Annotated in this window: 20 protein-coding genes and 5 pseudogenes; 7 read left to right on the plus strand and 18 right to left on the minus strand. The window is 74.7% G+C overall.

Annotation, left to right across the window (positions count from 1 at the left end; all coding sequences use genetic code 11):
* The first annotated feature begins 11 nt into the window (after window positions 1-11).
* Entirely contained in the window at window positions 12-2,024 is a 2,013-nt protein-coding gene (locus FF36_RS23040; protein WP_044887241.1) for a DUF5667 domain-containing protein, read from the plus strand.
* 118 nt (window positions 2,025-2,142) lie between these two features.
* Here the strand turns inward: FF36_RS23040 and FF36_RS38795 are convergent.
* The 7 genes and pseudogenes from FF36_RS38795 to FF36_RS23065 form a co-directional block, all read right to left on the minus strand.
* A partial coding sequence (locus FF36_RS38795; RefSeq protein WP_242422771.1) for a 3-deoxy-7-phosphoheptulonate synthase occupies window positions 2,143-2,878 on the minus strand: 736 nt, incomplete at its 5' end.
* 1 nt (window position 2,879) lies between these two features.
* Window positions 2,880-3,510: pseudogene (locus FF36_RS38800) on the minus strand (3-deoxy-7-phosphoheptulonate synthase); the annotation flags it as partial.
* 99 nt (window positions 3,511-3,609) lie between these two features.
* A pseudogene (locus FF36_RS38805) lies at window positions 3,610-3,762 on the minus strand (6-phosphofructokinase); the annotation flags it as partial.
* 1 nt (window position 3,763) lies between these two features.
* A pseudogene (locus FF36_RS23050) lies at window positions 3,764-4,635 on the minus strand (6-phosphofructokinase); the annotation flags it as partial.
* A 145-nt stretch (window positions 4,636-4,780) separates the two neighbouring features.
* Complete coding sequence (locus FF36_RS23055) at window positions 4,781-5,311, minus strand: polyadenylate-specific 3'-exoribonuclease AS (RefSeq protein ID WP_044887244.1); 531 nt, start codon at window positions 5,309-5,311, stop codon at window positions 4,781-4,783.
* A 286-nt stretch (window positions 5,312-5,597) separates the two neighbouring features.
* Window positions 5,598-6,950, minus strand: a pseudogene (locus tag FF36_RS40460) (hypothetical protein); the annotation flags it as partial.
* A gap of 83 nt (window positions 6,951-7,033) precedes the next feature.
* Window positions 7,034-8,008: a lysophospholipid acyltransferase family protein gene (locus FF36_RS23065; protein ID WP_044887245.1), complete on the minus strand. Its 975-nt coding sequence runs from the start codon at window positions 8,006-8,008 to the stop codon at window positions 7,034-7,036.
* Between the two features lie 528 nt (window positions 8,009-8,536).
* Here FF36_RS23065 and FF36_RS23070 point away from each other — a divergent pair.
* From FF36_RS23070 to FF36_RS23080, 3 genes are all read left to right on the plus strand, one after another.
* A complete protein-coding gene (locus FF36_RS23070) occupies window positions 8,537-9,334 on the plus strand; it encodes an alpha/beta hydrolase (RefSeq protein ID WP_044887246.1) in 798 nt (265 codons plus the stop codon).
* A 103-nt stretch (window positions 9,335-9,437) separates the two neighbouring features.
* Window positions 9,438-10,445 carry a hypothetical protein gene (locus FF36_RS23075; RefSeq protein ID WP_128423371.1) on the plus strand — a complete coding sequence of 336 codons (1,008 nt, stop codon included), beginning with the start codon at window positions 9,438-9,440 and terminating at the stop codon, window positions 10,443-10,445.
* Window positions 10,446-10,696: 251 nt separating this feature from the next.
* Window positions 10,697-11,962: an ornithine cyclodeaminase family domain gene (locus tag FF36_RS23080; RefSeq protein ID WP_044887248.1), complete on the plus strand. Its 1,266-nt coding sequence runs from the start codon at window positions 10,697-10,699 to the stop codon at window positions 11,960-11,962.
* Window positions 11,963-12,004: 42 nt separating this feature from the next.
* Here FF36_RS23080 and FF36_RS23085 read toward each other — a convergent pair whose 3' ends face one another.
* The 6 genes and pseudogenes from FF36_RS23085 to FF36_RS23105 all read right to left on the minus strand — a co-directional run bounded on the left by FF36_RS23085 (window position 12,005) and on the right by FF36_RS23105 (window position 16,445).
* Window positions 12,005-13,105: an ROK family glucokinase gene (locus FF36_RS23085; RefSeq protein ID WP_242419204.1), complete on the minus strand. Its 1,101-nt coding sequence runs from the start codon at window positions 13,103-13,105 to the stop codon at window positions 12,005-12,007.
* Window positions 13,102-13,872, minus strand: coding sequence for a hypothetical protein (locus FF36_RS23090; RefSeq protein WP_128423372.1), 771 nt, complete (start codon window positions 13,870-13,872; stop codon window positions 13,102-13,104). The genes FF36_RS23085 and FF36_RS23090 overlap by 4 nt, the downstream gene beginning before the upstream one ends.
* On the minus strand, window positions 13,869-14,538 hold a 670-nt coding region (locus FF36_RS38815), incomplete at its 5' end, for an ArsA family ATPase (RefSeq protein WP_277912975.1). The genes FF36_RS23090 and FF36_RS38815, both read right to left, overlap by 4 nt.
* A gap of 1 nt (window position 14,539) precedes the next feature.
* Window positions 14,540-15,083, minus strand: a pseudogene (locus FF36_RS38820) (ArsA-related P-loop ATPase); the annotation flags it as partial.
* Between the two features lie 6 nt (window positions 15,084-15,089).
* Window positions 15,090-15,524 (minus strand): SRPBCC family protein, encoded by a 435-nt coding sequence (locus FF36_RS23100; RefSeq protein ID WP_009742916.1) that lies wholly within the window; start codon window positions 15,522-15,524, stop codon window positions 15,090-15,092.
* A gap of 153 nt (window positions 15,525-15,677) precedes the next feature.
* The gene (locus FF36_RS23105) at window positions 15,678-16,445 is read right to left on the minus strand and encodes a metallophosphoesterase family protein (RefSeq protein WP_044887251.1); all 768 of its coding nucleotides are present in this window, start codon (window positions 16,443-16,445) and stop codon (window positions 15,678-15,680) included.
* A 300-nt stretch (window positions 16,446-16,745) separates the two neighbouring features.
* Between FF36_RS23105 and FF36_RS23110 the strand changes: the two genes are divergently transcribed.
* Complete coding sequence (locus tag FF36_RS23110; protein WP_044887252.1) at window positions 16,746-18,551, plus strand: AMP-dependent synthetase/ligase; 1,806 nt, start codon at window positions 16,746-16,748, stop codon at window positions 18,549-18,551.
* A gap of 43 nt (window positions 18,552-18,594) precedes the next feature.
* Here the strand turns inward: FF36_RS23110 and FF36_RS23115 are convergent, their stop codons facing one another.
* The 3 genes from FF36_RS23115 to FF36_RS23125 all read right to left on the minus strand — a co-directional run bounded on the left by FF36_RS23115 (window position 18,595) and on the right by FF36_RS23125 (window position 21,788).
* Window positions 18,595-19,731 (minus strand): glycosyltransferase family 4 protein, encoded by a 1,137-nt coding sequence (locus tag FF36_RS23115; RefSeq protein ID WP_044887253.1) that lies wholly within the window; start codon window positions 19,729-19,731, stop codon window positions 18,595-18,597.
* 164 nt (window positions 19,732-19,895) lie between these two features.
* Window positions 19,896-20,141 (minus strand): hypothetical protein, encoded by a 246-nt coding sequence (locus tag FF36_RS23120; RefSeq protein ID WP_044887254.1) that lies wholly within the window; start codon window positions 20,139-20,141, stop codon window positions 19,896-19,898.
* 336 nt (window positions 20,142-20,477) lie between these two features.
* Window positions 20,478-21,788 (minus strand): NYN domain-containing protein, encoded by a 1,311-nt coding sequence (locus FF36_RS23125; RefSeq protein WP_044887255.1) that lies wholly within the window; start codon window positions 21,786-21,788, stop codon window positions 20,478-20,480.
* A 492-nt stretch (window positions 21,789-22,280) separates the two neighbouring features.
* Between FF36_RS23125 and FF36_RS23130 the strand changes: the two genes are divergently transcribed.
* Window positions 22,281-23,678, plus strand: coding sequence for a DUF4352 domain-containing protein (locus tag FF36_RS23130; protein ID WP_044887256.1), 1,398 nt, complete (start codon window positions 22,281-22,283; stop codon window positions 23,676-23,678).
* Window positions 23,679-23,758: 80 nt separating this feature from the next.
* On the opposite strand, the gene FF36_RS23135 is transcribed toward FF36_RS23130, so the two are convergent.
* Together FF36_RS23135 and FF36_RS23140 are read right to left on the minus strand one after the other, a co-directional pair.
* Window positions 23,759-24,154: an HIT family protein gene (locus FF36_RS23135; RefSeq protein ID WP_044887257.1), complete on the minus strand. Its 396-nt coding sequence runs from the start codon at window positions 24,152-24,154 to the stop codon at window positions 23,759-23,761.
* A gap of 61 nt (window positions 24,155-24,215) precedes the next feature.
* Entirely contained in the window at window positions 24,216-24,629 is a 414-nt protein-coding gene (locus FF36_RS23140; RefSeq protein ID WP_044887258.1) for a VOC family protein, read from the minus strand.
* A gap of 337 nt (window positions 24,630-24,966) precedes the next feature.
* Between FF36_RS23140 and FF36_RS23145 the strand changes: the two genes are divergently transcribed.
* A complete protein-coding gene (locus FF36_RS23145) occupies window positions 24,967-26,727 on the plus strand; it encodes a DEDD exonuclease domain-containing protein (protein WP_044887271.1) in 1,761 nt (586 codons plus the stop codon).
* Window positions 26,728-26,830: the final 103 nt, after the last annotated feature.

Raw genomic sequence — 26,830 nt, forward strand, 5'->3', positions numbered from 1 at the left:
AGGGGGAGGACGTGAGGGCAGCGCGCGGCCGCGACCGGGATTCCGCCGGGGTGGAACAACCCGGGCCTGGGTCATGCGGTTCCCGGTGGTGGCGGCTGCGCCGGACCCGCGCCGAGCGGGCCGCCGCGCTGCTGGAAGGCCGGCGCCCGCCGACCGACGCTTCCGACATCCGCCTGGCGAACGCGGCGGCGGCTCTGCGTGACCTCCCGATCCCCCGGATGAATCCGGTCCGCCGTGACGCCGTGCGCTCCCACCTGCTCGCCTCTCTCACCGACCAGACCAGCACCGCGGCGCGCGGCTCGGGCAACACCGGGCGGCGGGTGCGTCCGGCCCCGGCGCGGCGAGGCCGGGTCCTGCGCGCCGCCCGTCCGCTGCTGGCCGTCTCCCTCGCCGGCGCGGTGGCCCTGGCCGGTCTCGCCGTCAGCGCGCAGGACGCTCTGCCCGGTGAGACGCTCTACAGCGTCAAACGGCGGGTCGAGAACCTCCAGGTATCGCTGGTGCGCGATCCGGTCGCCAGGGCGAAGACCCGACTCGACGTGGCCGGCACCCGCATGAACGAGCTACGCACGATCACCCTCGGCGAGGGCGCCCCCATCGGCCGCGCCAACACCGACACCGGCAGCGCCGCCAACATCGGCACCGGCGGCACCGGCGGCACCGGCGGCACCGAGGCGGCTGCCGAGGTCCGGCCGCCGGCGCCCACCGCACTCGGCCAGCCCGCCGCTGCCGGCATACCCCCGCTGATCGCACCCGTCGCGGGCGCCGCGGGCGGCCTGGCTGCCGTACCTGAGGCCTCCTCGCGGGCCGAGACCGGGGTCGGCACGCCGTCGTCGACATTGCGGACGTCCGCGGCAGCCGCCGGTCCCGCAGGCGCCGCCGACCAGCCGTCAGGCCCTGCGGACCCGTCGCATCTGGGAGATCCGCTCGGCTCGCCGCGCACCGCCGGGACGGGCCTTCCCCTCCTGCCCGCCCGGCCCCTCCCACCCGTCGTGCCCGCCGCGGCGCCGGGCACGGCAGCCGCCTCGGCCACAGCAGCCGCCCCGACAGCCTCGGCGCCGGCCCCCGCCTCACTCGGCCGTCACGCGGATGCCGGCATGGTCAACAGCCTGCTGCGGGCCTGGTGCGCCCAGGCCCGGGCCGGCTCGCGGGTGCTGCTCGCCCGGGCCACCGCCGGGAACGCCGACGCCTGGGCGACGATGAACGCCTTCACGACCGAGCAGTCCGACCGACTGACACCCGTCCTCGCCGCCCTTCCCCCCGGCACGACCGATGCCACCCGGGCGGCGCTCGACCTCATCGACGGGTTTCGCAGGGCCCTCGGCCCCCGTCTCCCGCGGCCAACGGCCGCCACCGCGGCGCATCCCGCGAGCGCCGCGCCCACGGCGGCGCCGACCACTGCCTCGCAGGGGCTCCCGCCGACCGCCATGCCGAGCACGCCGGTCTCCCCGAGCGACACCGATCCGATCACTGCGCCGACGTCAGCCAGCAGCCCGATCAGCGGCCCGGCGCAGGAGGCGACGCACGGTTCGACCGGGGTGGACCGGGCTGCCGAGCCGGTCGCGCCGGATCCGACGCCCGCCGCGCCAGGGCAGCCAAACGCCGTGGCCCCGGCCGTGCCGCCGGACGCATCCTCCACGACCTCCGCGGCCGGGGCTCCACGCACACCGGATGCCCTCGCGCCGGCGGGCACCGCCGGCCGCCCGGCCGCGATCCCCAGCCAGGCAGGCAGCACGAACCGGGCAGGCAGCAACAGCCAGCCGGGCACGGGCGACCGGGCCGGAACGGCCGGCACGGCGACCGCGACGGGCGGCGCGGGAGCCCCGACTCCTGTTCTTGGGGCGGACGGGGCGCGGGTGGGGGCCCTGCCCAGCGGCGTGACGTCCAGCGGCGCGGGGGGTGAGCCTGCCGGCGACGGCGGCGGCACGACGGGCGCCGCGAACGGAACCGCCCCGGCGGCCGGCACCCCGACAACCGGCACCCCGACGGGCGCTGCCACGGACTACGGGCTCGCCCCCGCCGGCTGAACGGCGCGCCCGCGGTTGCGTGCGGACGCGTCCGGGGGCAGGCTGGCAACCGTCTGCCGGTGAGATCCGGGTGCCGGTCGCGCGTGCGAGGAGCAGGACTGTGTGAGGTCCGGTCCGGCTAGGCGATGGGGAGCTCCTGCATCGCGGCGGCCCGCTCGCCCCGCGCGTGCTGGAGCATCTCGGCGACGAGGAAGGCCAGCTCGAGTGCCTGCCCGGTGTTCAGGCGCGGGTCGCAGGCGGTCTCGTAACGGCCGCCGAGATCCTCCTCGCCGATCAGCTCTGCGCCGCCGAGGCACTCGGTGACGTTCTCGCCGGTCAGCTCGATGTGCAGACCGCCCGGGTGGGTGCCCAGGGCCTTGTGCACCTCGAAGAAGCCGAAGACCTCGTCGAGCACGTCGTCGAAGTGGCGGGTCTTGACGCCGCCGACGTCGCGGGTGTTGCCGTGCATGGGGTCGCAGGACCAGACGACCGGAGGGCCGGCGGCGTTGACCTTCTCGATGATCGGCGGGAGGGCGTCCCGGATCTTGCCCGCGCCCATCCGGGTGATCAGAGTCAGCCGGCCGGGAACGTGCTGCGGGTTGAGCCGCTCGGCGAGCTCGAGAACCTCGTCCGGGCTGGCCTTTGGCCCGACCTTGCAGGCGATCGGGTTGCCGACCCGGGACAGCAGGTCGACGTGGGCGCCGTCGAGGTCCCGGGTCCGCTCCCCGATCCAGATCATGTGGGCGGACAGGTCGTACGGGTTGCCGGTGGCGTCCTCCACCCGGGTGAGGGCTCGTTCGTACTCCAGCAGGAGGCCCTCGTGGCTGGTGAACAGCTCCACCCCGGTCAGCGCCGCGCTGCCGAGGTCGATGCCANAGGCCGCCATGAAGGCGAGGGCGCGCTCGATGTTCGTCGCCATCACCTCGTAGCGCCGGCCGGCCGCCGAGTCGCGCACGAACGCCTTGTTCCACTCGTGGACCTTCGACAGGTCCGCGAACCCGCCGGTGGCGAACGCCCGGACGAGGTTCAGCGTTATTGCGCTCTGGTGGTAGGAGGCGACCATGCGCATCGGATCCGGCCGGCGGGCCGCGGCCGTGGCCGCGATGTCGTTGACGGCGTCGCCGCGGTAGGACGGCAGGCCGGTGCTCGACTCGATGTCGGCCGAGCGCGGCTTGGCGTACTGGCCGGCGATGCGCGCGACCTTCACCACCGGCGTGCTTGCGCCGTAGGTGAGCACGACCGCCATCTGCAGCAGCGTCTTGACCTTGTCGCGGATCTTGTTGGCGGTGTTCGCCGCGAAGGTCTCGGCGCAGTCACCGCCCTGGAGCAGGAAGGCCTCGCCCCGGGCAACCATCGCGAGGCGCTCGGTGAGCGAACGCACCTCCGGGGCCGTGACCAACGGGGGAAGGGCCGCAAGCTGGTTGTAGGCGGCCTGCAGTTCCTCGAGGTCGGGCCACGACGGCTGCTGCTTGGCCGGGAGGGTCCGCCAGACATCCAATGCGCTCACGAGGCACCAGGGTACCGCCGTGTGCGCCGGCCAACGGTCGACATGCTCGGTCGATGTCCCGACGACGTTCCGTACCCGTCGACGGTCCGGACGTACCGCTCAGCCGAAGAAGATCTCCGCCTCGTTGTAGAGCTCCTCGGGCACCGTCTTGAGCTCACGGGTCGCCTCCGCCAGCGGCACGCGGTCGATGCGGGTCCCGTGCAGGGCGACCATCACCCCGAAGTCGCCCTCGTGCACAGCGTCGACGGCGTGNAGGCCGAAGCGCGTCGCGAGCCAGCGGTCGAACGCGGTCGGCGTGCCGCCGCGCTGGAGATGGCCCAGCACGGTGGCGCGGGCGTCGCGGCCGGTCCGGCCGCGGATCTCGGTCTCGAGCACCTGCGCGATGCCCTGCAGGCGGACGTGACCGAAGGCGTCGAGCTCACCCTCCCTCGTGACCAGGGTGCCGGCGATCGGGGTGGCGCCCTCCGCGGCGACGATGATCGGGGAGTAGTGGGTGGCGAAGCGGGCCTCGACGAAGGCGCAGACCTTGTCGAAGTCGAACGGCCGTTCCGGGATGAGGATGACGTTCGCGCCGCCGGCCATGCCGCTGTGCAGGGCGATCCAGCCGGCGTGGCGCCCCATCACCTCGAGGATGAGCACGCGGTGGTGGCTTTCCGCGGTGGTGTGGAGGCGGTCGATCGCCTCGGTGGCGATGTTGACGGCGGTGTCGAAGCCGAAGGTGTAGTCGGTGGCGGACAGGTCGTTGTCAATGGTCTTGGGAACCCCGACCACAGGCAGACCCTCGGCGTGGAGCTGGGCGGCCACGCCAAGGGTGTCCTCCCCGCCGATCGCGATGAGCGCGTCGATCTCGGCGGCGGCCAGGTTCTCGCGGACCAGCGACGGCCCGTCCACGGCGGCGTAGGGGTTCGTGCGGCTCGACCCGAGGATGGTCCCGCCGCGCGGCAGGATGCCACGCACGGCGGCGGTGTCGAGCGGCACGGTGTCACCGGTCAGTGGCCCGCGCCAGCCGTCCCGGTACCCCACGAAACTGTGCCCGTAGACGCCCTCGCCCTTGCGGACGACGGCCCTGATCACCGCGTTGAGCCCGGGGCAGTCGCCGCCACCGGTCAGTACGCCGATCCTCATCGCGAATCCTCCTGTCGAGTGCGCAGGCCCCGCCGGGGGCAGCGTAGCGGCAGGTCCGCACACAGGCAGCAAGTTCGGTCACTGGGCGTGGCGACTCGATCGCGCAGAAGAGACGATGTCTTCGCGACGAGCCCGCGGTGGGGCGTCAGCGCCGAGCGGGCGGAGCGGCGACGACGCGGGCCCGCAGCGGGGCGAGGACCTCCCAGCGAGCCTGGTTGTGCACGGCGTCGGCGAGGGCGTCGTGAGCGTTGGCCGGCGGCGGCGGCAGCGGCGGGCGGCCGACGTCCTCCCAGAGCTGGCGCAGGTCCCGGGTGAACCGCGGCAACTGCGCGGGCAGGTCGGTCATCGTCCCGAAAAGCTGGCAGAGCACCACGTGGTCGTAGGCGCCGTACCAGGCCCACAACTCCGGCGTGCCGTCGGCGGTCAGCAGCGCGGCGATCTCCTCGCGGATCCGCGCCCGGGATCGCCACGCCGGATCGGCGGGCGGCGGTAGCTGGTCGAGGACGTTGCGGCGGACCCACGGCACCGCGAAGGCCGGGTCGAACTCGGTGGACACGGCGTAGTAGCGCTGCGCGCCGTCCTCGCTGACGATGCCGATGCTGACCAGATCCAGCCAGAGATGATCGGCCTCGCGGCGCTCGATGAACTCGGTGTCGTAGAAGAATCGGGTGCCCACCGGCTCAGTCTCCTCTGCCGGCCGGATCGGCGGGAACCGACGCCTGCCCCGGGGCCACCGCCGGCTGCCAGTCCGCCGGGTCGGCCGGCGCGGGACGGGGGTCCGGCGACGCCGAGTCCGGCGCCGACCAGCCGGAGCGGCCCGAGCGACCCGAGCGCCGGCGCCACGGCCGCAGCACGAACGCGAGCGGCGCCGCCGCGCCGGCTGCCCCGACGAGTGGCAGCACCCACAGCAGCGGTCCGGAGTAGTCGTCGTCGCGGCGGTCGGCGGCCGNGGGGGCGCCCGNCCCCGCCGACCCCGCCGCGGGTCTCGACGAGGGGACACAGCCGCTCGCGCCCGCGGCCGCGGGCGCGCTCACCTGCGGGCCGGCGGTGGCTGGGGAGACCCGGACGTCGACCCGGGCCGCCCCGGGCTCGGCCACGACGCACAGCAGGCCCGCGCCCGGTGCCGAGGTCACCCGCGCGCCGACGACCTGGACCTGATAGCCCTGCGGGTAGGACCACGCCGGCACGCTGATGGCCGTCGCCGTGCCGGGCGCGAGGGAGCTCCCGGCGGGCGCGGCGGTCCGGTAGGTGACCGTGAGGACCCGCGCGTCGTCGAACCGCAGCGACTCGGGCGTTCCCGCGACGGCCACCGGGTACGGACGGACGATCTCCGCCGGGGCGGCCGGGAGCGGGCCGCCACCCAGGGCTTGCGGCGGGTCGGTGCCGACCGTCCCGCCCGTGCCGCTGGGCGCGTCGTAGAACCAGCTCAGCCCGAACGCGTCCGCGGCCGACACCAGGCCGCGCACCGCCGCGGGCGAGCCGTCCTTCCACCCGATCAGGTAGCCGGTCGGGTCGTTGACGGCGACGCTGGCGGCGGCGTCGAACGGCGCCGGGCGGTCCCGCCACAGCAGGTGGCGGGGGTCCTGCGCCGTGACGGCGTCGGTCAGCGCCGGCCCGGCGCCCGCGGCGGCGGGGACCTCGTAGCCGATCAGGCCCGGCTCGCCGCGGAACCGGGTCGCCAGCCGGCCGAGGCCGGTGGCGAGCGTCGCGTTCGACAGCACCTGGCCCCGGACAGCCGGGACGAGCCGCAGCACGACTCGCATCCCGCGGCCGGTGAACGTGCGGGCCAGGCCCGCGACCTGACCGAGCCCGGGATCGGACGCGGCGCGCGCGACGGCATCGGGCACCGGCCAGCCGGCGGTGACCGGGAAGCGGCCGCCCGCGGCCACCGGCACCGCGAGGCGCACGCCGCTGAAGCCATAGCCGATCCAGGTGTCGAGGTCGGCGGCGGTCGGGGTGACTCCGGCCGGCACCGTCATCCCGCGGATGACGACCGCCCGGTGCTCGCTGTCGGTCAGGTAGGACCCGGAGCGGCCGATGGTGCCGGCGGGGGCGGGGCCATCGGCGGGGGCGGGGCCATCGGCGGGGGCGGCGGCGAGACCCGCGGGACCCGGTGCCGTCGGGAACGCGGTGACCGCGGCCGACGGTGTGGGCGCGGCGAGCGCGGCCGGGCCGACCGCGACGAGGCAGCCGGCGAGCGCACCGAGCGCGAGCAGCAGCGTGGCGGCCCGGCGGGAGCCATGGCGCGCGTCGGCCGCGCCGGTGCGACGACCACGACCCGGCCGCGGACCCGGAACGCACCGCCGCCGACGCATGCCGGCCGACCGAGCAACCGCCGCCGACAAAGGACCGAAATCGCCACGCACGCGACCATCCTGCCGTGTTGCTTGCAGCCGGGTCAGACCGCCCGGTCGACGTGGTCGTCGGAGCCTCGCGGAGGAGCCGACGCGGCCACGGGCCTGGCCGGGCGTTCGCCCGCCACCGCGGCCGGCCCCGAGGGGACTCCCGGCACCGTCCCCGCCGCCGGCACGTGTCCAGCCGCCGCCGGTATCTGCATCGCCGCCGGTGCCGTCCCCACCGCCGGTGCCGTCCCCACCGCCGGTGCCGTCCCCACCGCCGGTGCCGACCCCGCCGCCGGTGCCGGTGCCGACCGTCCACCCGGCACCGAGGTGCCAGCGGCGCGGGCGGCGGCAATCTCCTCCTTGGCCCGCTTGGCGTACATGTCCACGTACTCCTGGCCCGACAGGGCCATCAGTTCGTACATGATCTGGTCGGTGATCGACCGCAGCACGAACCGGTCATCCGCCATGTCGGCGTAGCGGGAGAAGTCGAGGGGCCGACCGACCCGCATCCCGATCCGGCGGATCTTCGGCACGAGCTGACCGGGCGGCTGCACCTCGAACGTGCCGATCATCGCGACCGGGATCACCGGCACGCCGGCCTCCAGGGCCATCCGGGCGACGCCGATCTTGCCGCGGTAGAGGCGGCCGTCGGGTGAGCGGGTCCCCTCCGGGTAGATGCCGATCAGCCGGCCCTGGCGCAGGACGCGCACGCCGGAGCGCAGGGCGCCCTCGCTCGCCTTACCGCCGCTGCGGTCGATCGGGATCTGGCCGGCGCCGCTGAAGAACACGCGCTTGAACCAGCCCTTGACGCCGGCCTCGGTGAAGTAGTCGCTCTTGGCCAGGAAGGTCACCCGACGCGGGATCACCACCGGCAGGAAGAAGTGATCCAGAAAGGAGAGGTGGTTTCCGGCGAGGATCGCGGGACCCTGCACAGGAATGTTCTCGGCTCCCTCCACCCACGGACGCCAGAACACCCGAAGGATCGGCGTCAGGACCGCCTTGAGCACCCAGTAGAACAAGACAGCTCCCACCTGGTCACCGCCGTCAGACGACGCCCGCCGGGGGCGGCCGTGGCCGGGCCGCCCGTCTCCATCCGCCGACGCCGATCACACCAGACCCGAGCATCCCACCGCGCGCCAGGTGGGGCACGGCGGCGCTCCGCAGCTCGCGGACTGCGACGGTACGCGAGCCGGGCGGCGGACGCGGCCCGGCCATGGTCGCCGACGTAGGGGAGCCGCCCGCAAGCCTGGGGATCGGCCATCATCACGTCCATCTAACGCTCGCGCGGCCCAGGTGGTGCCCACCCCTCCCGGCTCGGCGCCGATGGCACCGGACTCGCGAGACGCGCGCGGACAGGCCCGCACCTATATCATCCCAGCCGGGGCGTTCTCGGTCCCTGCGGGCTCCTGGCGTTCCGACGGCGTCCGCACGACCGTGAGATACGTACGACCGTGGCCTCAACCCGCGGACCGTGCGAGCATACGTTTACCGGCGCTTTCCTTTCACGCCGCCCGCGACGTGGCAAGCGGGCGGGCCCAGGGCACGAAGGGCGGATCACGATGGCGGGCTCCACCGGCACAGCCGTCCTACCTGGTGCCGAACCGTTCGAGTTCACGGGTGGCCCGGTGGGCGTCCTGCTGGTCCACGGGTTCACCGGTTCTCCGGGCAGCATGCGGCCCTGGGGCGAGTCCCTCGCCGCCGCCGGGCTGACCGTCTCCTGCCCGCTGCTGCCGGGTCACGGCACCCGCTGGCAGGACATGGTCCCGACCACCTGGCCGGACTGGTACGCCACCGTGCAGGGCGCGTTCCTGCGCCTGCGGGCGGACTGTGAGCAGGTGTTCGTCATGGGCCTGTCGATGGGCGGGACGCTGACGCTGCGGCTGGCCGAGGAGCACGGCTCCGACATCGCCGGCGTGGTCACGGTGAACGCGAGCCTGTCGACCGAGCGGTGGCACGCCGCGCTCGCCCCACTGCTCGGGCGGTTCATCCCAGCCGTGCGCGGCGTTGCCGGCGACGTGAAGGCCACCGGCGTGCCCGAGGTCGGTTACGACCGGGTGCCGCTGCTCGCGTTCGCCTCGCTGCGCAAGCTGTGGGGGGTCACCCGCGGCGACCTCGGGCGGATCGACTGTCCGGTGCTCGCGTACCGAAGCGTCGTCGACCACGTGGTGGAGCCGAGCTCGGGGGCGATCCTGCTGGCCGGGGTGCGCGCGCCGATCGAGGAACGGCTGCTGCCGGACAGTTGGCACGTGGCAACCCTCGACAACGACAAGGAAACGATCTTCAAAGGCAGTCTGGACTTCGTCCAGCGGCACGCGGCGCGCGCGCTCGTGCCCGACACCCCCCGCGACGATGGCTGAGCCTCCGCCGGCGCCGGGCCAGGGCGAGCCCCGGCCGTCCGCGGCGGGCGCGGCGGAGCCCGACCGTCCGGTGGCGGACCGCGGGGCGGCGGCGGGAGCTGGTGTGTCACCCACCGGGTGCGGCGCCGCCCTGCCGGCCGAATCCGGCGTGGCCGGGAATGCAGGCACGCCCGCGGGCGGCGAGGCATCCGGCGTGGCCGGGAATGCCGCGGGCGAGGGGCATTCCGGACCCGCCGGCGCCGCTGCGGCGACCCCCGAGGACCCCAGCCCGACCGGGCCGCCGTCCTCGGCCGCCCCGCCAGCCTCGATCCACCCGCCGGCCTCGATCCACCCGCCGGCCTCGATCCACCCGCCGGCCTCGACCCACCCGCCGGCGTCGCCTCACCCGCCAGGTCTGCCGTCCTCGACCGGGCGACCGGACGCCGCGGCCGGCGCCCTGGGGAAGCCGGAGGCGGACGGGGGTGTCGCCGCCGAGCGCGGCCCGGCCGGTTCGGCCGACGGGGAAACGCCCGGGCCCCGGCCCGAAGAGCCCGCCGCGCGGTCGACGCCCCGTTCCCAGGAGGCCGACGACGCGGCCTTCCTCGATCTCATCGCGCGCTTCGACGACGAGCCGGAGACCCGGCGGTGGCCGGCGGCGGAGGACCTCGGCGACACCCGTCGCCCCACCGTGATCATCCTGCGTCCGCCGTTCGAGCCCGGTGTTCCACCCGCGCCGGACGATCGCACCGATCCCGGCCTGGACGATGCGCCGCCCCCGGGGCTGAATCCGCCCGGCATCGGCGGCGGGCGCGGCGCCGACCCGGCCGACTTCGTCGTGATCGACCTCGGCGGATCGGCGGACGCCCCGGCGGACCCGCAGGACGATCACTACGTGCCGCCGCCGGCGCCGCCCCTGCCCCGGATCCGGCCGGTGACCCGCTGGGCGCTGGGCTCGATCGCCCTCGGGGTGGTGTTCCTCGTCGTGCCGACCCTGATCGGCTTCAACCAGTCCCGCGCGCAGGATGTCACCGGCGTGCTGCTGATCCTCGGTGGGGTCGGCACCCTCGTCGCCCGCATGGGTGACCGACCGCCCACCGATTTCGACGGCCCCGACGACGGCGCGGTGATCTGACCGCGACGGTCCGGGGCGTGAGCCGCCGCGATGAACCTGCGGCGGCGTACCGGCGGTGCGGCCTGCGTCGGTGCGTGGCCGCGCGGTCGGGGCGCGCGCCCTCCGGACGTTCTCGTGCCCCGGCCGGATCCCGGGAACGGTCACACCCCGGGGCACACCGGAGGGAAGGCAGGGTCGGTGCGTGGCATCGGGCCTGAGGACGACGTCGGCGTGGCAGCCGTCGTACTGGCACCGAAGGGAAGGCGTTGGGCGTGCGTTACCACGAGAAAGTCGAGGTGCACGGGCACCTCATGGACACCGGTGTACTGGCCCGGGTGCTCGACGACGTACTGGACTACGGCGGCGACTACCGGGTGGATCACATCGACCTGGGGCGCAGCCACGATGACGAGTCCCACGCGGTCGTCACCGTCGGCGCCGATTCGCCGCGGCGGCTCATGCGCATCCTCATGCGGATCCAGGTCCACGGCGTGAACAAGGTCGAGGCGGGCACGGCGCGCTGCGAGGCCGCGGACCGCGACGGCGCCTTCCCGCCGGACTTCTACTCGACCACGAACCTGGAGACCGTCGTCCATCTCGACGGCCAGTGGGTCCCGGTGGAACACCCCGAGATGGACTGCGGCCTGGTCGTCTCCGGCGGGCGGGTGCGCACCGTACCGGTGACGGACGTCCGCGCCGGCGACATGATTGTCTGCGGGGTGGACGGGGTGAAGGTCGTCCTGCCGGTCACCGACCACTCCAGCCGGATCTACGCCGAGTACGAGGCGCTCGGCGCACCGCTGCCGAGCTCCACCCAGCCGCAGGCGGTCCTGGTGAAGGCGATCGCCCGCCAGGTCCGCGAGGTCAAGGCCGAGGGCGCCCAGGTCCTGTGGGTGGCCGGGCAGACGGTCGTCAGCACCGGCGCCGCACCCGCGCTCGTCGCCCTGGTCGAGGCCGGCTACGTCGACGTCCTGTTCACCGGGAACGCGCTGGCGACGTTGGATGTGGAGGCGGCGCTCTACGGCTCCCCGCTCGGCCTCGGACCGCTGCGCAGCGGCCGGGTGCAGCGCGGCAGCGAACAGCACATCCGTGCGATCAACGCGATCCGCCGCGAGGGCTCGATCCGGGCCGCGGTGGAGTCCGGCGTCCTCTCCCAGGGCATCATGCACGCGATGGTGAAGGCGAACAAGACCTTCGTGCTCGTCGGCTCCGTGCGCGACGACGGCCCGCTGCCCGACGTCCACACCGACGTGATCGAGGGGCAGCGGGCGATGCGCGCGGCGCTACGCGGGGTCGGCTACGCGCTGATGGTTGCCAGCGCCCAGCACTCCGTGGCCACCGGCAACATCCTGCCGGCGTCGATCCCGGTCGCCTGCGTCGACGTGAACCCGACGACGGTGCACGCCCTCACGGAACGCACCAGCGCGCACGCCGTCGGGGTCGTCGCCGACACGGGCCTGTTCCTGGAGGAGCTCGCCGTCGAGCTGGTGCCGGACTTCCGCCCGGCCCGACCGGGGCCGGGCGGCTCTGGCATCTGAACCGGGCTGCGCAGATCCGGGCTCTGCGCAGATCCGGGCTGCTCAGATCCGGGCGAGGTCGGCGGCGCCGACCAGACCGGCCTGGGAGCCGAGCTCGGCGATGACCACCTCGGCCCGGGGCCGATGCGCGCGGCCGGGCACCGTCTGGGCGAACCGCTCCCGGGCTGGGCCGAGCAGCAGCTCGCCGGAGTCGGAGACCCCGCCGCCGATGACGAATCGGTCCGGGTCAAGCACGGCGGTCAGGCTCGCCATGCCCTCGCCGAGCCATTGGCCGATCTCGGTCAGGCAGCGGATCGCCGCCGGGTCGCCCTTGCGGGCCGCCTCGGTGACGTCCGGGCCGGTCAGCCGCTCGGCGTCACCGCCGCACGCCTCCAGCATCGCGGCGGCGGCGGACGGATCCAGCGCCGCGATCTGACGGGCAGCGCGAACCAGCGCCCGGCCGCTGGCGTACTGCTCCCAGCAACCGTGGTTGCCGCACCCGCACAGGTGGCCGTCGGGCACCATCCGCATGTGGCCGGTCTCCGCGCCGATGCCGAACGCGCCGCGGTAAAGCTCGCCACCGAGGACGATGCCGCTGCCGATGCCCGTGCCCACGGTGAGGCAGACCAGATCACGGCGGCCACGGCCGGCTCCGAACCGGTACTCGGCCCAGGCCATCGCGTTGGCGTCGTTCTCGACGACGACGGGCAGCCCGACGCGGCCGCTTACCTCGTCGCGCAGCGGCTCGTCCCGCCAGGCGAGGTTCGGGGCGAACAGGACCCGCGAGCGGTTCGCGTCGATCCAGCCGGCCGCGCCGATGCCGACCGCCTTCACCTCGTAGTCGGCGCTGAGCTCCGCGACCACGGCGGCGATGGTGTCCGCGACCTCGGACGCCGAATGACCGGGAGTCGGCCGCCGAACTGACGCGAGGACGGTGCCGGCGCCGTCGACGACGCCGGCGGCGACCTTCGTCCCACCGACGTCCACGCCGATCGTCAGGCCCGCGGTGCGCCGATCGTCGTCGACCGACGTGTCCGCGACGGCGGGCGGGAGGGGGCTGAGCGGGGCGTCCGAGCCCGTGGGACGGGCTGAGGAGGTGTCCGGGGTGCCGGGACGATCCGAGTTACCGGGACGATCCGAGCTGCCGGAAACAATGGTGCTCACGTGACATCGATCCTCTGGACGCGTGGTCTGGGCGCTGGGGCGGAACGGGTGCCCGCGGCGGCCCCCGGCCGCGGGTTCTGGTGAGTTGTGCGCCCCGCGCCCGGGGACGCGGGGGCGGCGGTCTCGTCGCGGGCGTCACCGGCGCGAGCTGTACGGGCGTGAGCTGTGCCGGGGCGAGCGCCGCCGGAGTAGGCGCTGCCGGAGTAGGCCTCGAGGGCCACGCGGAAGGCCGCCGCCAGTGATTCCGCGGCGGTCAGCAGGTGGCGGACCACCTCGGGCCGATCCCCGGCGAACATCGCCAGCAGTCGGCACAGCGGGCACGACGTGCAGGGCCGCCCGTGGCCCGCGCAGACCGCACCGCCGGCCGGACCGGCCGGAACACCGGCGTCGGCCGGCGCGCCCGCGTCGGCCCCGCCACCACCGGCCCTGCCACCACCGGCCCTGCCACCACCCGCCCCGGCACCACCGACGCCGAGCCCGCCGGCCGCGGCCCCGACACCACCGGCGACGTCGGCAACGGCTTCCCATAGGCGGCCACCCGACTCGGTGCCGGCCAGGCCCCGCAGGGCATCGACGAGCAGGGCCGCCTCGACCGCGAGCGGGCCGGGCGGCGGTGGCCGCTCCGCCGAGCGCGTACCGGCATCGCCGCTCTGACCAGGACCGCCGCTCAGGCCGGCGGCGCCACGCGGGGTGGAACCGCTGCTGGGGGTGGAACCGCTGCTGGGGGTGGGACCGTCGGGGGGCGGGTCGGCCGGGACGGACGTCATGCCCGCACCCACTGGTCAGGATCGGGCACGAACGAGACCACCAGCCGATCGCCGCGCAGCCGGGCGGCGCTGACGTCGCAGCGGCGCAGCGCCGCGGGCAGCGGGACCGCCCGGCGGAACGCCCCGACGGTGATGATCAGATCGTCACCCAGCCGGGCCAGGTCGATCTGGGAGCCGTCGACGAACGGAAGCCCGAACGACAGCGCGTACCCGTCGTCGGTGCGCTCGACCCGCGGCTGCTCGCCGGCCCCGGTCGGCGAGGCACCGAGGACGCCCGCCGGGTCGAGCTCGCCGTAGGTCGCCGCGCCGAAGGCCGCGAGCTCCTCCAGGCCGACCGGCTCGCCGGCCCGGTAGGCCACCGGGAGGATCGGGGTCGGCGCGAACGCCCCGGTGATCTCGGCGAGCGCCTCGCGGTGGGCGGCGGCCCAGCCGGCCCGCCAGGCGTCCGCCCCGGCCGGCGAGAAGATCCGGTTGACGACCACGCCGTCGAGGGTGAAGCCGTGCAGCGACAGCGCGGTGAGACTGCTGCGCGCCGCGGCCAGCGCCCCGCTCTCCGGGGTGAGCACCAGCCGGATGCTGGTGGCCGCGTGATCGGTGAGGATCGCCCGCAGGTCCACGGCGGCGCGGTGCACGCGGGAGACGGTGTCGTAGGCGGGTGCGGCGAGGNTTCCCCACCGGCCGCCGAACGCGCCCGCCCACCCGAAGCCGGGCCGCAGCCAGCGGGCGAACGCGCCGTCGGGCGGCAGCAGCCGCCGGCAGTACCACGACAGCGTCTCCGGGAAGGCGAGCAGCCGCAGCAGACCGGCGACCGGGCCACCGTCGACGATGACGACGTCGTGGTCGGCGCTGGCCAGCCCGTCACGCAGCTCGAGCAGGGTCAGCGTCTCGATGGCACCCGGCAGGAAGGCCAGCTCCTCGAGCTCGACCGGATCGACGTCGAAGGACGGCCAGGTGCCGGCCAGCACCTCGCGCACGGCCGGCCAGCGCGTGCCGACGGCGCGGCGCAGGTCGACCTGCTGGCCGGTCAGCCCGGGTTCGAGGTCGGTCGGGTCGGCGCCGACGGGGTGGTCAAGCGCGCCGGCGAGCCCGGCCGCCGGGTCGACGGACAGGACCAGGGTGCGATGACCCCGTTGCGCGGCAAGGATCGCGGTCGCCGCCGCCACCGTCGTGGTGCCGGCGCCGCCCTTCCCGGTGAAGAGCACACACCGCACGTGCGCTCAGCTCTCGACGTGCTTCTTGAGGTCCTTGAGAGCGGCATCCACGATGCCGCTCTGTACTTTCCGCCGGAGCAGTCCCGGAATTTTGATCTTGGTTTCGGCGGTGAGGTCGTAGGTGACCTCGGTGGTACCGTCACCGAGGTCGCGCAGGGTGTAGCTGCCGTCCTGCGACGACATCGCCTGCCCCTCGACCATGGACCAGGTGACCTGGACGTCGTCGGACCAGACGTACTCGTTGACGAACTCGTCCTTGACGACGACGGCGTTGATCCGGAAGCGGGCGCGCCGGGGCCGGCCGTCCGGGCCGACGTCGAGCACCTCGGCCTCCTCGATCTGGCCGACCCAGGTCGGGTACGCGGGGATGTCGGCGATCGCCCCCATCACCGCGGCGGGCCTGGCATTGATGACGATGGTCGATCGGGCGTGGTCCGCCATGGAGAGCAGCACCTCCACATTTGTCAAGCACGTCTGAAGGAGCACGGCGTCGCCGGCCCACCGGCAACCCGGATCTCTCCGGGATCCCGGATCATTCCCCGACCGATCGCCTGAGGCTACCGGAACCTGGGCCACATCTCGCAGAGCGGCTGGCTACCACTCGAGGACGAACGGGGTACCTCGGGCGTTGAAATGACCGACGTTCACGCAACGCGTTCCGTCGATCTCCAGGCTGGCGGTGAGGGGCTGATGAACGTGCCCGAAGAGCACGTAGCGCGGCCGGGTGGCGTGAATCGCCTCGAGGATCGCGACGCTGCCCCGCTCGAAGCGCCGAGCCTGGACGTCATAGACCAGCTCCGGCAGATGCGGAGGAATGTGGCAGCACAGAACGTCCACCTCGCCGACGGCGGCCACCTTCGCGGCGTAGACGTCGTCGTCGATCTCGTACGGCGTGTGCATCGGCGTCCGCAGCCCGCCGCCGACGAAGCCGAACCGCCAGCCGCCGATCGTTGTGGTCTGCCCGTCCAACAGGGTGATGCCGTCGCGCAGGTAGTCGGGGTAGAGGTGGGGCAGGTCGACGTTGCCGAACGTCAGGTAGGTCGGGGTGGGGAAGGCGGCGAACAGCCGCTCGTACTGCCGGCGGATCGCGGCCTCGACGATCTCGGCCCGGTCGCCGTCGAGACGTGCCCACAGCGAGCGCGACCACTCCCGTGCCTCGTCGAAGCGCTGCGCGGTGCGCAGCTCCACCATGCGGCCGACGGCCTCGGCGCCGAACAGATCACCCATGATCCCCCGGCTGTGATCGCGATAGTCGATGAACAGGATGAGGTCACCGAGGCAGATGAAGACGTCGGCCCCCTCGGCGGCGGCGGGCAGCGCGTCCGCCCGTCCGTGCACGTCGCTCACCACGTGGACCCGCATACCAGGAAGCTTAGGCGGCGGCGAGGGACATCCGGCCCGGTCCGGACAGGTCGGTCGACCGGCACCGTGGTGCCGTGCGACACCCGGGCCGTGGGCGGGCGGCGCCCCGTCGCGAGCAGCCACCATCCGTATGCGGACGGGTCGCGCCCCGCCCATCGTCGTCCGCACAGTCGCCAGCATCCGGCCCGCCCGCTAACGTCTGGTGCCCTGAACGGTCATCCGCCGTTCGGCGGCCTCGTCATCCGGCGGGCGCCCGAGGGCATCCGGTAGGACGCACGAGAGCACCTGGTAGGAGTAGCAGTGCGGGAGTACACCTCTGCGCCCCTGGTCACCATCGAGGACAATGCGACGCTGACGGACGCCGTGTTCCGGCACGCCGCCGCCCATCCGGACAAAATTCTCATTCGCCACAAGGTCGCCGAAGAGTTTGTCGGGATGACGACCCGCGAGTTCCACGACCACGTGGTGGCCACCGCCCGGGGACTCATCGCGCGCGGGGTGGAAACCGGCGGCCGGGTGGGGATCCTCAGCCACACCCGCTTCGAGTGGACCGTGGTCGACTACGCCGCCTGGGCGGCCGGCGCCGTCTGCGTGCCCATCTACGAGACGTCCAGCCCGAGCCAGATCGAATGGATCCTCCGGGATGCGGGGATCGAACTGCTCGTCGTCGAGAACGCCGAGCTCGCCGCGCGGGTCGAGCAGGTCCGCGGCGAGGCGCCGGCCCTGCGCGACGTGCTCGTCCTCTCCGACGGCGCGCTGGCCACCCTCGCCGCCGACGGCGCCGGCGTCGACGAGGACCGGCTGGCCGCGGCGCGCGCGCCCCTCGGTGCCGACAGTCTCGCGACGATCATCTACACCTCCGGCACCACGGCGCAGCCGAAGGGCTGCGAGATCACCCACCGGGCGTTGCTGTTCACCGCCGAGTCGTCCATCGCCATGCTGCCGGAGGTGTTCGCGCCGGGCTGCTCCACGCTGCTGTTCCTGCCGCTGGCCCACGTGTTCGCCCGGATGCTGCAGGTGGGCCTGGTGCAGGGGGCCTTCGAGCTCGCCTACACCCCGGACTCGCGCACCCTGCTGCCGGACCTGGCCAAGGTGCGGCCCAGCTTCCTGCTCGCCGTTCCCCGGGTCTTTGAGAAGGTGCACGCCGGCGCGCGGCTCAAGGCGCACAACGAGGGCAAGGGCCGCATCTTCGACGCGGCCGAGAACACCGCCGTGGCCTACAGCGAGGCCCTCGACCGCGGTGGCCCCGGGCTGCTGCTGCGGCTGCGGCACCGGCTGTTCGCCGCGCTGGTGTACGGCAAGCTGCAGGCGGCGCTGGGGGGGCGGGCCCGGTACGCGATCAGCGGCGGGGCACCGCTGGGCCCACGGCTCGGCCATTTCTTCCGCGGCATCGGCTTCACCGTGGTGGAGGGCTACGGCCTGACGGAGACCTCGGCGCCGGCGGCGGCGAACCGCCCGCACTCGGTGCGGATGGGCACCGTCGGGCAGCCCCTTCCGGGGGTGACGATCCGGATCGCCGACGACGGGGAGATCCTCATCCGGGGCGACCTGTTGTTCCGCGCCTACCACCACAACGAGACCGCGACGAAGGAGGCTCTCGACGCCGAGGGCTTCCTGCACACGGGCGACCTCGGCTCACTCGACGACGAGGGCTACCTGCGGATCACCGGCCGGAAGAAGGAACTGCTGGTGACCGCCGGCGGCAAGAACGTCGCGCCGGCCCCGCTGGAGCACGTGATCCAGTCCCACCCACTGATCAGCCAGGCGATGCTCATCGGCGACCAGCGCCCGTTCATCGCCGCGCTGGTCACCATCGACCCGGAGGGGTTCGAGCACTGGCGCGACGGCGCCGGAAAGCCGGCCGGGGCGAGCGTCGCGGACCTCGTCGACGACGTCGACCTGCGCGCCGAGGTGCAGCAGGCGATCGACGCGGCGAACGCGACGGTGTCGCAGGCCGAGGGCATCAAGAAGTTCGTGATCCTGCCGCGGGACTTCACCGTCGAGACCGGAGAGCTGACCCCGAGCCTGAAGGTCCGCCGCTCGCTGGTGATGGACCGCTTCGGCAGCTCCGTCGAGGACCTCTACGCCGGCGCGCGCCGCCCCTGAGGCACCGGGCGGCTACTGAGGCCACCGGGCCGGCCCCGGGTTGTCAGGCCGGGCCGGGTTGGCCGCCGAGCAGCGAGCGCAGCTCGGCGGCGAGCACGTCCCAGCGCCAGCGCTGCTCGACCCACGCCCGCCCGGCGGCGCCCATCGACGCGGCCCGGTCCGGGTCGGCGAGCAGGTCCCCGACGGCTCGCTCCACCGCGCCGAGGTCGGTCCCGTCGACGACGAAACCGGTGCGCTGGTCGAGCACCGCGTCAGGGGCGCCACCGCTGTTCCCGGCTACCACCGGCAGACCGGTGGCCGATGCCTCCAGGTAGACGATCCCGAGCCCCTCCACCTCCAGCCCCCCGAGCCGGGACCGGCACGGCATCGCGAACACGTCGCCGGCCGCGTAGTGCGCGGGCAGCTCCTCCCACGGCACCGAACCGGTGAACGTGACGTGCTCGGCCACGCCGCTGTCCCGGGCAAGCCGTTCGAGGTCCGCGCGGTGCGGACCGCCACCGACGACGAGCAGCGCCGCCTCCGGCACCCGGCGCCGCAGCGCCGGCAGGGCACGCACGAGCATGTCCTGCCCCTTGCGGGCGACAAGCCGGCTCACGCACACCACCACCCGCCGTCCGGACAGCCCGTATCGGCGGCGGGTCTCCTCCCGCCCGGCGCCCGGGCCGAACAGCGTCGCGTCGACACCGCTGGGCAGGCGGGCGAGCGCCGGGTGGGCGCCGAGCGCGGGCCCGATCCTCGTCCGGGTGTAGTCGGTGAGGTAGGTGACGACGTCCGCGGTCGCGCCGATGCGGCGCAGCAACTGGCGCGCGGCCGGCAGCGCCGCCCAGCCGACCTCGTGCCCGTGGGTGCTCGCCACGACGCGGCGCACCGCCGTGTCCCGGCGCAGCCGTGAGCCCAACAACGCGAGCGGGGCGGCCGCGCCGAACCACACCGTGTCGCAGCCCTCCGCCCGGGCGATCTGGCGAGCCCGCCGCAGGACGTCCGGAGTCGGCAGCATGAGCGAGGTCCGGTGGCGCACGACCGGGAAACCCTGCGCGGCGTCGAACGCCGCGGCGCCCTCCCACGACGGGGCGTAGACGACGATCTCGCCGGCCGGCAGCCGGGCCGCGAAGTTGTGCACGTAGGCCTGGATGCCGCCCGGACGCGGCGGAAAGTCGTTGGTGACGGCCAGAACGCGCATCCGCCCATGCTCTCCCACGCCGACCGGCGGTCACCGCCCGGCTGGCGCCCCGCACCCGCCCGCGCAGCAGCGGGGCGAGGAGCAGCAGGGCGAGGAGCAGCGCCAGGCCGAGCCGCCGCGCGGCGCGGGGCCCCGCCAGGCCGCGACTCGACACGGCGGGCTGCTCAGCCGGCACGGCGCGGCGGACGGGCCGCACCGTGCGCGGCGGCACCGCGGGGCACCCGGTCGAGCACCGAACCGGCCAGCTCCTCCAGCGGCGGCAGCAGTCCCGCGGCCGCCAGCACAGCAAGCGCGCGGCGCTCCTGCACATCCCACGCCATGCCCCCGTCCGCCTCCCCGAACATGGCGGTGATCACACAGTCCGCGCACCGGGGGCCGCGGCCGGTGCAGGAATCGCAGTCGATCAGCATGGCACTCACCTTCCCGAGGTCCGGCCGGTGGCGGCACAACCCGCGCACCGATGTCCCGACGTGACCGACGGTAGGACCCGGGTCCGACAATTTTCGGCGGCCGGCTGGTCAGCGTGCGGCGCCTATGCCACGGACGGCTGGACGGCGGTCCGGTTCACGCCCGGGTGCCCGGACGCCTCATCCTTCGAAAAGGCAGGAGCCTGGTGGCGGTTGCGCGCCCACACACCGGCATCAACCTCCGGCGCCTCCGCCACCCACCTGCCCACAGGAGGATGCGACGCTCGGCGATGCCGGAAACTCGAGTGGCGAGCGGCCGAGATCCGTCGACCTACCCGTCTAACGGTCGAGCCGCGCCAGCAGGGCCGCCGACGGCACCGCCCGAGCGCCGGCCGCGGCGCTGTTCTCCGCCACCTCCCGGTCGGAGGTGACGACGAAGACCGGCCGGCCCTGGGGCTCCATCCGGACCAGCCGGACGATCTCCTCGTCGGCGAGCTGGCCGGGACGGCTGAACAGCACCCGAACCCCCCGGGGCATCGTGACGCCGACCGGGCGGGCGACGACCGCGGTCGCGTCGAAGACAACCGTGACCTCGCTGTCCGGGTTGCGCCCGGCGAGCGCGCCGAGCCCGGACAGCAACCGTTCCCGCTGCGCCTGCAGGGTGAGCCGGCCGTAGCCGCGCTTGGTCACGTTGTACCCGTCGATGATCAGATGCACGCCGGGCACGGCGAGCACCTCGTCGATGAGGGTCGGATCGTCGTCGGGCCGCCCCCGGGCCCCGACGAACGCCTGCGGCGCGCTGCTCGGCCCGTCGCCGCCGCGGGCGAGCAGGTCCGCCGGCCGGGCGACCATCGTCGGCAGGTCGAGCTCGCGGCGCACGCCGTGGGCCGAGGCGATGAGCGTGTCGAGCAGGACGCGCATGCGGGCGTCGTCCACGCTGCGGGAGTCGCGAGAGTCCCGGCGCGCGGCGGCCAGGGCGCTCTCCAGTTCGGCGACCCGGCCACGCAGCCGGCGCACCTCGACCTCGGCGTCACGACCGGCGGCGAGTGCCGCGTCGCGCGCCGTCTCGGCCGCGACCACCGACTCCCGCGCGGCCTGCTCGGCCCGGCGGATCTGCTCCGAGGACGCCCGCAGCCGCCGCCGGGTCTCCTCCGCCTCGGCGCGGGCCGCGGCGAGGCGCTCGCGCAACTGCCCCAGCTCACCGGCGGCGCTGCGCTGGTTCGCGGCGAGCTGCTCGGTGAGCCGGCGGATCGTCCGTTCGGCCTCGTCGGCCCGACCGCGGACCTCCGCCTCCGCGGCCGAGGCCGAGGCCAGCTCGACCAGCTCGGGCCAGTGCGGGACGCGCAGCAGGTAGGCCACCGCGGCGACCTTCTCCGGCGGGGCGGCCGGCGGGAGCCCACCGGCGGAATCGGCGGCCTCGGCCAGCTCCGGCTGGTGCCGGCGGATCCATTCGGCGACGCGGCCACGGAACACCTCGTTGTCGACGGCGGCGGCCAGCGGGATCGCGCCCGCCTTCGCCCGCCGGGACGCCTTGAACCGGCGCACCGCGACGAGCGACGGCGGCACGTCGGACTCGGGCAGATCGGCGAGTGTCTGCGCGGCGAGCTCGATGACGTACTCCCGCACGGGCGCGGGCAGCGGGCCCGTCACCGCCTGCTCCCAGCAGGGGCGGCCACCACGGACACGGTCCGGACGGATGGCGTCGAGGACACGACCGACGTAGCACCGACCATCCCGGCGGCAGGCCGGTGAGAGAAGTCATCCGGCGCGGTCGGAGCACCGACCAGGGCGGCCCGAGGTCCGAACGCGGGCAACGCGGGTCCTGGCCGCGCGCGGAATTGTCCGTCAGCGTCCGGATGACGCGGGAAAGCGGGCGGGCCGCCTCTCCGACGGCTTCTCCGACCGGCCAGACAGCAAGGCACGTAGGGACTCCGGAGCCGACGGGAAGAACGATGAAGGTACAGCCTATCGAGAGAGCTCAGAGGGCTCACACGGACCACCGGTGTGGGATCTAGGACCGGTGGGCCGCGCCGGGGCGGGCATTGTCTCACGGGAAAGCCGGCTTATGTAGCCTCGCGTGGTGCGTTCCCCAGCGTGCGATTTTTTCCAAACGCGGCCCTGGCTGCGCCGGAGAGGACCATCGTGACCGACCAGAACCCCCCTCACCAGCCCCCCGGCGGTGACGGGAGCCAGGAGACGTGGAAGCAGCCGAGCAATCCCTGGCACCAGCCCGCAGAGACGCCGAGCGGCGGCGCGGCGTCCAGCCCGTCCGGCTCGTCCGGCCCGTCCAGCCCATCCGGCCCGTCCAGCCCATCCGGCTCGACTCCCCCGCCGGCCCCGTCCTGGGGCACCGCCCCGGACCAGTCCGACGAGCAGACCCGGCTCGCCTGGTCCGCCGACACCCCCGCCATGCCGCGCGGGACCTCCCCGAGCGGGCCGCAGGCCCCCGGGCCCGCCACCGCCGGGCAGCCGTGGGCGACGGGACAGCGCCCCGGCGGGGAGCAGTCCTGGCCACCGCCGCAGCAGCCCGGCGGCGGCTCCGCAGGCTGGGGGCATTCCGGCGCGGGGCAGGCCGGCGTCGAGCAACCAGGCTGGGGGCAGCCCGGGAGCGGCCAGCAGGCACCCGACCACCACCAGGGCTGGGGGCAACCCGGTGGGGGGCAGCCGGGCGCGGACCAGCAGGGCTGGGGACAGCCGGGCGGCTGGCCGCAGGGCGGCTACCCGCCCGGTGGCACCGGCGCCTACCAGGGCGGCCCGGCCTACCAGGGGCCGGGAGGCTACCCGGGCGCGCAGGGCCCCTACCAGCAGAACCCGCCCGGTGGCTGGCAGCAGGGCGGTACCTGGCAGCAGGGCGGCGGCTGGCAGCAGGGTGCCCCGCCCCCTGCGCCGCAGCGGCGCCGCAACCCGCTGTTCGTGATCGTGCCGCTCGCCGTCGTCGCCGCGATCGTCGTCGGGGTGGTGATCGCGCTCGCGGTGGGGGGCGACGACTCGAACGACATCGCCGCGCCGGTACCGGCACCGTCGTTGAGCGCACCCGGGCTGTCGGCGCCGACGCCGCCCGTGCCGAGCGCCACCGCGACCGGCCCGATCGGCGTCTCGAACTGCGTCGCGGTCACCCCGCAGGGGGCGCCGGGGGCCGGCGCGGCGGCCATCGGCGGCTCGGGGACCGTCGTCGGCGAGGCGAACTCCTCCGTCAGCGACTTCGAGGCCCGGGTGACCCTCAACAGCGTCTGCTCGACCACCGGCAAGGTGACCGAGTACGGCGACCCGCCGACCCAGGGTGCCTACTACGTGCTCAACGTGACGGTCGAGGTGAGCCGCGGGGACACGTCTGCCTCCCCGTCGGACTTCTACATCCAGACCCCGGACGGGACGCGCTACGACGGCAGCTACGACAACGTGGAGCCGCGGCTGTCCGCGTCGACGGTGAAGGCCGGCCAGAAGGTGCGGGGCAACGTCGTCATCGACGCGCCGCCCGGGCACGGCCTGCTGCACTGGGAGCCGCTGTTCGCGGTCAGCCCGGCCACGTTCCAGCTCTGAGCCCGTCGCGGGCACACCGTCCGCCGCGGGCACACCGGGTGGGGTGGACCTTCGCCGGATCCACCCCACCCGGCCGCGCGTCAGCCGACGGCGGCGCGGATCCGCTCCGCTACGGCGTCGAGCTCGGCCGAGTCCGGGTCGTGGTCGGCGAGCGTGAAGTCGATCTGCGTCTCGTTCTCGATGGGCAGCAGGTGCACATGCACGTGGGGCACCTCCAGCCCGGCGACGAGCGCCGCCACCCGCCGGGGCCGGAACGCGGCGTCGATGGCCCGGCCGACCGTCGCGGCGGCGGTCCACAGCGCCGTCTGGACGTCGTCGGGCAGGTCGATCCAGTGGTCGATCTCGGCGCGCGGGACCACCAGCGTGTGGCCCGGCCGGATCGGCGCGATCGTCAGGAACGCCACTGTGTACTCATCGGAGTACACGATGCGCCCGGGAAGCTCGCCGTTGATGATCCGGGTGAAGACGCTCGGCATGGCTCACGACCCTATCGACCCGGTCATCAGCCCGCCGACGGGTCATCGCCACGACCGGCCATCAGACGAAGGGCCGGGCGAAGCCGGTCGGTCCGGCCGTCATCACCCGGAACTCGTTGCCCTCCGGATCGGACAGGATGTACCCGCGCTCCCCGTCGTCGTCGTACCGGGCGACCCGGCGGGCGCCGAGGGTCGACAACCAGCCGATGACCCGCTCGGCGTCGACCGCGTAGAGGTCGAGATGCAGCCGGCTGGGACCACCGCCACCGCGGGCTCCCGGCCGCAGCAACAGCTTCGGCCCCGCCCCGGCGGGATGACGCAGCAGTGCCGCGTCGTCGTCGCGCCGGTCCACCTCATAACCCAGCGCAGCGGACCAGAAGCGCACCATCACGTCCACGTTCGCGCAGTCCACTGCGACCCGCCCCACCCGAATGCCGTTCGTTTCAAACCACGCCACCTGCGCATGATTTCGCATTCCAGGCGGGTTGGCCTGCCGAGTGGCCGTCGCGTGTCTCCGGCGTGGCGCCACAAGGGCCGCGGGACAGCCCCGACGGGACCACAATGACGCCCGCAGCGGGACCCACCATGTCCCTGCCGACGCCTCCCCTGCCTCCCGTGCCCCGAGCCGGAACCCGACCCGTGGCAGAACTGTCGGCGGCGGGGCTTACCGTGACGCCGTGCGCCCGGACCCCACCCCCACCGACCGCTCCCCCACCGACCGTTCCGCCGCCGACGCCGGTCCCCTCGCCGACCTGGCGCGGGTGACCAGCCCGGCTGGCGAGTCCGCCCGGCCCCGCGCCGACCCCGCCGTCGTGGGCGTGGCCGGTGGCGTCTGCGCGCACCGGCAGGCCAGCCTCGACGAACTCGGCCGGCCGCTGTCCGATCTGACGTTCGTCGTGGTCGACCTGGAGACGACGGGGACCTCGGTGGCGACCGGTGAGATCACCGAGATCGGCGCGGTGCGGGTGCGCGGCGGCGAGGTGCTCGCGGAGATGTCCACCCTGGTCCGCCCGAGCGTGGGCATCCCGCCGATGGTCTCGGTGATCACCGGGATCACCGACGCCATGGTGGCGACGGCCCCCGCGGAGTCCGAGGTGGTGCCGACGTTCCTGGAGTTCGCCCGCGGCGCCGTGCTGGTCGCCCACAACGCCCCGTTCGACCTCGGCTTCCTGCGGGCGGCGGCGCAGCGCTGCGGCTACCCGCCGCCCACCTGGGAGCACCTCGACACCCTGCGCATCGCGCGGCGGCTGGTCAGCCGCGACGAGGCCCCCGACTGCCGGCTCGCCTCGCTGGCCCGACTGTTCCGCAGCTCGACCGAGCCCTGCCACCGCGCGCTGGCCGACGCCCGGGCCACGGTGGACGTGCTGCACGGGCTGTTCGAGCGGCTCGGCAACGCCGGCGTGCGCACGCTGGAGGAGCTGCACGAGTACAGCGCCCGGGTCTCCCCGGCCCAGCGGCGCAAGCGGCACCTCGCCGACGGGCTGCCCACCGGCCCGGGCGTCTACATCTTCCGGGACGCCGACGGGCGGGCCCTCTACGTCGGCACCTCGCGTTCGGTCCGGTCCCGGGTGCGCACCTACTTCACCGCGAGCGAGCCCCGCACCCGGATGGCCGAGATGGTGGCGCTGGCCGAACGGGTGGACGCCATCGGCTGCGCGCACGCCCTGGAGGCCGAGGTGCGGGAGCTGCGGCTGATCGCGGAGCACAAGCCGCCGTACAACCGCCGCTCCCGCTTCCCGGAGCGCACCGTCTACCTCAAGCTCACCGACGAGCCGTTCCCCCGGCTGTCCCGGGTGCGCGCCGCCCGGGACGAAGCGACCTATCTCGGTCCGTTCGCCAGCACCCGCAGCGCCGACGACGCCGCCGACGCGCTGCTCGCCGCGGTGCCGCTGCGCCAGTGCACCGGGCGGCTCTCCCCCCGCGCCCGCCGCCCCGCCTGCGCCCTGGCGGACCTGGGCAGGTGCGGGGCGCCCTGCGACGGCCGGGAGGACGTCGCCGCCTACGCCCGCCACGTCGCCGCCGCCCGGGCGGCCATCACGGGCGATCCGGGGCCGGTCATCGCGGCGTCGACCCGCCACATCGACCGCCTGGCCGACGATCGGCGCTACGAGGAGGCGGCCGTCCACCGCGACCGGATGGTGTCGTTCGTCCGCGCCGCGGCCCGCGGTCAGCGGCTGGCCGCGCTGACCGGCGTCCCGCAGCTCGTCGCGGCGGCGCCGACCGCGCAGGCCGGCTGGGACCTGGCCGTGGTCCGGCACGGCCGGTTGGTGTCCGCGGTGAGCGTGGCCCCCGGAATCGATCCGCGGCCCTGGGTCGACGCCGCGGTCGCGAGCGCCGAGACGGTGCAACCGCAGCCGGGCCCCGCGCCGTGCGCCTCCGTCGAGGAGACCGAGCGAATCGCCCGCTGGCTGGCCGGTTCCGGGGTGCGGCTCGTGCGCCTCGACGGCGAGTGGAGCTGGCCCGCGGCGGGCGCCATCCGCGACGCTCTGCGCTACGCCGACGTGCACCGCTCCCCCGACAGCCCGGAGCAGGCGGCCGGCCGGCGCGCCGAGGGCCAGCGCCCCCGCCGCTGAGCACCCCCGGCGGGCCGGGAGGCACGGCAAAGGCCGCGGGGCCGGCCCGCCGGTACGGCGGACCGGCCCCGCGGCCGGTGTCAGCTCAGCGCTGAAGGATCGG

It is taken from the genome of Frankia torreyi (assembly GCF_000948395.1).
Taxonomy (GTDB): Bacteria; Actinomycetota; Actinomycetes; order Frankiales; family Frankiaceae; genus Frankia; species Frankia torreyi.